This window comes from Coleofasciculus sp. FACHB-712 (assembly GCF_014695635.1).
Taxonomy (GTDB): Bacteria; Cyanobacteriota; Cyanobacteriia; order Cyanobacteriales; family FACHB-T130; genus FACHB-T130.
This window is the reverse complement of record NZ_JACJOQ010000149.1, coordinates 1-4,818: the sequence shown is the minus strand read 5'-3', so window position 1 is coordinate 4,818 and position 4,818 is coordinate 1. Positions and strand designations below refer to the sequence as shown.

Below are 4,818 nucleotides of genomic sequence, written 5' to 3'. Positions count from 1 at the left end.
CCCGCGATCGAGACTTTGGCAATTTGCCTGTCTACCATCACCTCGGCTTCTCCGTCTTCTGGGTTGTTTGAGCTGCGGAGGGCGGGCGCGATCGCTGCGGCTACAGCTTCCGCCCGATTAATGACGTTTTTGCTAACTGTAAATGCAATATCGTTCGTATTGCCTTCGTGAATCGACTGGATAATTAGGTCGATATCTAAGGCTTGATGGGCAATTTCACCAAATAGCCGCGCCGCCACGCCGGGGCGATCGGGTACCCGCAGCAGCGCTATTTTCGCTTGGTCGGTGTCAAATTCTACCCCATCCACAGGACGGGCAATTTCTAAATCTTGGAGCGATCGCGGCTTAGGCATTGGAGAAATCACCCTAGTCCCCGGATCGTCCGTCCAGCTGGAACGCACCACCAACTCTACGCCATAATTTCGGGCAATTTCCACCGCGCGGGGATGCAGCACCTTTGCCCCTAAGCTGGCTAACTCAAGCATTTCATCAGAGGTAATCTCCTCCATCAGCTGGGCTTCTGGCACTAACCGGGGATCGGTCGTAAAAATTCCTGGCACATCGGTGTAGATTTCGCAACAGCTTGCTCGTAAAGCTGCCGCCAGTGCTACCGCCGAAGTATCGGAACCGCCGCGCCCCAAGGTGGTAATTTCCAACTCTTCGGTACTGGTGATGCCTTGGAAACCCGCCACCACAACCACCTTACCCGCGTCTAAATGACGTTCCACCCGATGTGTCTGGATATGCAGAATCCGGGCGCGGGTGTGTTCGGCTTCCGTAACAATTCCCACCTGTGCCCCGGTGAGAGAAACCGCTGGCTGTCCCAATTCCTGCAATGCCATACTCAGCAAGGCGATTGAGACTTGCTCGCCAGTAGAGAGCAGCATATCCATTTCCCGACGAGAGGGATTTGTAGAGATTTGGTTGGCTAATTTCACCAATCCATCAGTCGTCTTCCCCATTGCCGAAACTACGACAACCAGCGAGTTGCCCATCTGGGCTGTTTTTAAAACCCGCTGAGCGACTGCCTGAATGCGTTCCACCGAACCAACTGAAGTGCCACCGTATTTCTGGACAATTAACGCCATAATTCTCTCACCAATCCTGCCTAGGGATATACCCACAGGCTTTAGCCTGTGGCTACACAAACCAAGCCTGCCCAAGCTCGTAAGCACACCAAAGGTGCGACAGGCTGACACGGCAAGGCATCTTAATTTAACCTAATTAAATTATCAGACTTGCTGGGACAAAACAGGCTGACTTTAGATTGTGTTGATTGATTATCGTCAAACATCTATCGCGGGGAGTGTGGAGATAGGGTGAAGGGCTTGCGGATTTTCAAGGATGATGCGATCGCTAAAAATTCCAGATGCACAAATTCAAAGATAGCCGTGTTAGTTGCGTGGGCATCGCCCACTATACAGCTTTAGTGCGATTTGATAAGCATTGCGAGGCGCTTTCCTAGCCATGCTGCACTCTCCGCCAAAACTTCACCTTTAAACCCTCGCGGGGATAGACTGTCGGTAGCATCACCATATCCAAGTTTTGTCCGGGAAGCAGTTCCCACTCATACTCGCGGACTAACAACGCGGCAAACAGCTTGATCTCCAGCTTGGCAAACTCTCTGCCCAAACATTCTCGCAGTCCCCCACCAAAGGGGATATAGCTCATCGGTTTTTGTTTATCCTCCGCCCGTTCGGGTGCAAACCGCTCTGGGTCAAAGCATTCTGGCTGAGTATAGATGCGGCTATCTTGATGAGTCGTACCGCTGTGATAAAGCACCTTCCAACCTTTGGGGATTAAGTAGCCATTAAGATCGCAAGATTCAATGACTTCTCTAGGACCCGTTGATGGAGGAAAGACTCGCAGAACTTCCTTCAAGACTTGCTCTAGATAGGTCATCTGCTTCAGATGCTCCAGCGTCAGCGGTTGGGGAAACCCCAATTGCTTTTGCTCTGCACGGATAGCCTCTTTAACTTCTGGATGCTGCGCTAATAGAAGACATAGCGAAGAAAGGGCAGATGACAACGTATCGTGACCCGCAAATAATAGGGTCAGAAGTTGCTCTTTGAGTTCCTGCAAACTCAGAGTGTTTCCTTGTTCATCTCGCGCTTGCAACAATAACCCCAACACATCCTGAGTTGATGTAGCTTGTTGTTGACGCTCTTTGACTATCTTCTCAATTCGCGCCAGTATCAGCTTGCGACACCGTAACGCCCGACCAAACTTTGTCCAAGGTAAGGGTACGGGGATGGAAAGTAGCCCCTTTCCCCAAATTTCATACCACTTGCCAAAATCGCGATCGCTGGCAGCTTCGGTTCCTATCAGCAACTTACAAGCCACATCCAGCGTGTATTTTCTGAGTTCCGAGTACCAGGAAAACTGACCCAAAAGCTCCCATTTGTGGAGATAACTACGGGTAATTTCCTCCATTGTGGAGGCATACCCTGCTAGTGCGCGAGGTTGGAAGGCTTGCGATAGCAGTTTGCGCTGTCTTAGATTTTTATCCCCCATCTGCATCACGACCGATCCCGTTCCCATTAACGCTTTGGTCTGCGGGGGGACACCATTCGCAATTCCGTCAGAAAAGTAGTGTTTCTCGTTGGCAAATAGAAAGCGGGTTGCCTCGGCTCCAATCAAGAAGATGGTAGGACAACCCAATACATGAGTTTTGAAGATTTGTCCATATTGCTGGTGTCGCTTCTGTACAAAGTTTGGATCGCGTAAAAAGCTAATGGTTTCGCCAATAATTGGTAGACCAAAGCTCCCAGGAGGTAAAGGTAGCGATCGCGCTTGTTTGGTCGTTGTCATTGTTTCCTCTCGGCTCCACAGCAAATGGATCGAATTAATATCGATACGATTAAATATCGTAATTGCAATAGGGAGTGTCAAGAGGAGCTGCCTTAGGGTGGCAGGACATTTTAGACAGAGCGACAGCTTTTAAAATTCACCCGGCTATTCCAACTCCCAACTTGTTTTCTTCTTTTGTATGAATCATTACCGCCTCCTGACAAACTTGATATGGATGAGTACAGACATAAAATCAAGGACAATCAGCGATGTTGAAGGGAGAACGAGTAACGCTACGGGGTATACGGCGAGACGATCTACCGAAACTGTGCGAGTTTAACAATGATTTAGCCGTTGAATTGGCAGGTGGAGGCGATCCACCGATACCCCAATCCCTGGAACGACTGCAAGCAGAGTTTGATCAAAATGCCGCCAAAGGTGGACGAGATGGCACCTGGTTTGCGATCGAGGCAGATGGCAAGTTCATTGGGCAGTGCGGCTTGGTTGGTTTTGATATATTTCAGGGGGTGGCGCGTGTCTGCGAATTAGGCATTGCAATTGGGGATAAGGAATATTGGGGACGTGGCTACGGTCGTGAAGCGATCGCATTGCTGCTGAATTATGCGTTTCGATACTGGAATCTACATCGAGTTTGGTTAAGGACAAACTCAAGGAATGAACGAGCGATTCGCTGTTATCAATCCTGTGGATTTGTGGAAGAAGGTCGCCTCCGGGGTCACGAATGGTATGACGGCAGATACGTTGATACGCTGTGCATGGGAATATTGCGCGAGGAGTGGGAGCAGATTAAGAAACAAGACTGATTTCATCTAACGCAACTCCCCATTTGACAATTCTTTGAGAACGCTTGAAGCAAACTGTCCTTGAGTTCCTTGGTGTCTCTATGACGCCACCCATAGATTTACACAAGAGCCACTAACTTTAACAACTCTGCTGACCAGCGACTCCCGATTGCGATCGCACTATCATCTTCTGTATTTTTCGGATTTAATTCTCACTTGCTAATTTTTGTCGTAACTCCCGAATCGCAACGCTGGTATTGCGCTCGGAGGCAATTCGGAAACACTCGGTGATGAATGCTAAAGCATTAATATTGGGAAAAAAACGGCTACTGGTTACAATCGTGTAGCGATCGCTCTGCAATTGGTAAATCTTAAGTTGGTTCTTTTTATACAACCAAACTTCCGGCACTCGATAGGGCAGGTAGTCATTTACATCCGTGTAGCTGGTTACATCTATCTCAATTACCAAATCGGGCGATGGCTCTATTTCCCAATTGATGCGGTCTTTGCCTGCAACTGCTGCCCAATTATCGATATAGAAGCAGTAGTCCGGTTCAATGCCGCTAATCTCTGGCAGTTCCATTGTGATTGGGGTAAACGCTTCGTAGTCCCGCCCTAAATGGTCTAGGAGAGCTATTACGACCATTGCAATAACGTGGGCTTCGCGTCCGTGTCGGGGTAGCGGTGACATTAACAGAATCTCTCCGGGTCGATACTTAATGCGCGGTATTGAGCGATCGCCTAGTTGTTCAGTTAGTGCTTGATAGTCCTGCCAACTACCGGGTAGCCGCACCACTGCGCCTGCGGGTAACTGGATTTTCTCTGGTGTGATAACTGCAAACATTGGACTTATACCTCCATCTCCACTGTAATCCTTGTATCGCACCTAACCATCGTGTCGCAGCGCAACAAAAAAGTTCTGCCTTAAAAAAGCATAGAGTGCCCGATCAGAAGGCTGATTAATCCTTTCCTAAACTCATAAAAATTGATGAGGAGAAATTTTTGGAAAACCCTTTGGAAGCAATGAATCGGTAATTTAGGCAATGTGAATATTCGAGTTTAGAGTAACAAGGCAAGTCAAAAGGGCGATCGCGTCTTTTTTCATTCTCATTGCGAACTGACAAGTCAGCGCTTCGCGATCGCGCCATTCCCAAACATCGGCTTAAACGTGTGCTGAATACCTCTTATGGCAGACTTTCCAGGCACAACAATCTACCTGTAGCCG

At 48.7% G+C, this 4,818-nt stretch carries 4 protein-coding genes; 1 reads left to right on the top strand and 3 read right to left on the bottom strand.

What is annotated here, in order from left to right:
- Both H6F50_RS03945 and H6F50_RS03940 read right to left on the bottom strand, forming a co-directional pair.
- The coding region (locus tag H6F50_RS03945) for an aspartate kinase (protein WP_190426561.1) at nucleotides 1-1,088 on the bottom strand (1,088 nt) is incomplete at its 3' end.
- A 373-nt stretch (nucleotides 1,089-1,461) separates the two neighbouring features.
- Nucleotides 1,462-2,811 (bottom strand): cytochrome P450, encoded by a 1,350-nt coding sequence (locus H6F50_RS03940; protein ID WP_190426558.1) that lies wholly within the window; start codon nucleotides 2,809-2,811, stop codon nucleotides 1,462-1,464.
- Between the two features lie 248 nt (nucleotides 2,812-3,059).
- Between H6F50_RS03940 and H6F50_RS03935 the strand changes: the two genes are divergently transcribed.
- The gene (locus tag H6F50_RS03935) at nucleotides 3,060-3,614 is read left to right on the top strand and encodes a GNAT family protein (RefSeq protein ID WP_190426544.1); all 555 of its coding nucleotides are present in this window, start codon (nucleotides 3,060-3,062) and stop codon (nucleotides 3,612-3,614) included.
- Nucleotides 3,615-3,798: 184 nt separating this feature from the next.
- Here the strand turns inward: H6F50_RS03935 and H6F50_RS03930 are convergent, their stop codons facing one another.
- Nucleotides 3,799-4,437: a Uma2 family endonuclease gene (locus tag H6F50_RS03930; protein WP_190426542.1), complete on the bottom strand. Its 639-nt coding sequence runs from the start codon at nucleotides 4,435-4,437 to the stop codon at nucleotides 3,799-3,801.
- Between the last annotated feature and the right edge of the window lie 381 nt (nucleotides 4,438-4,818).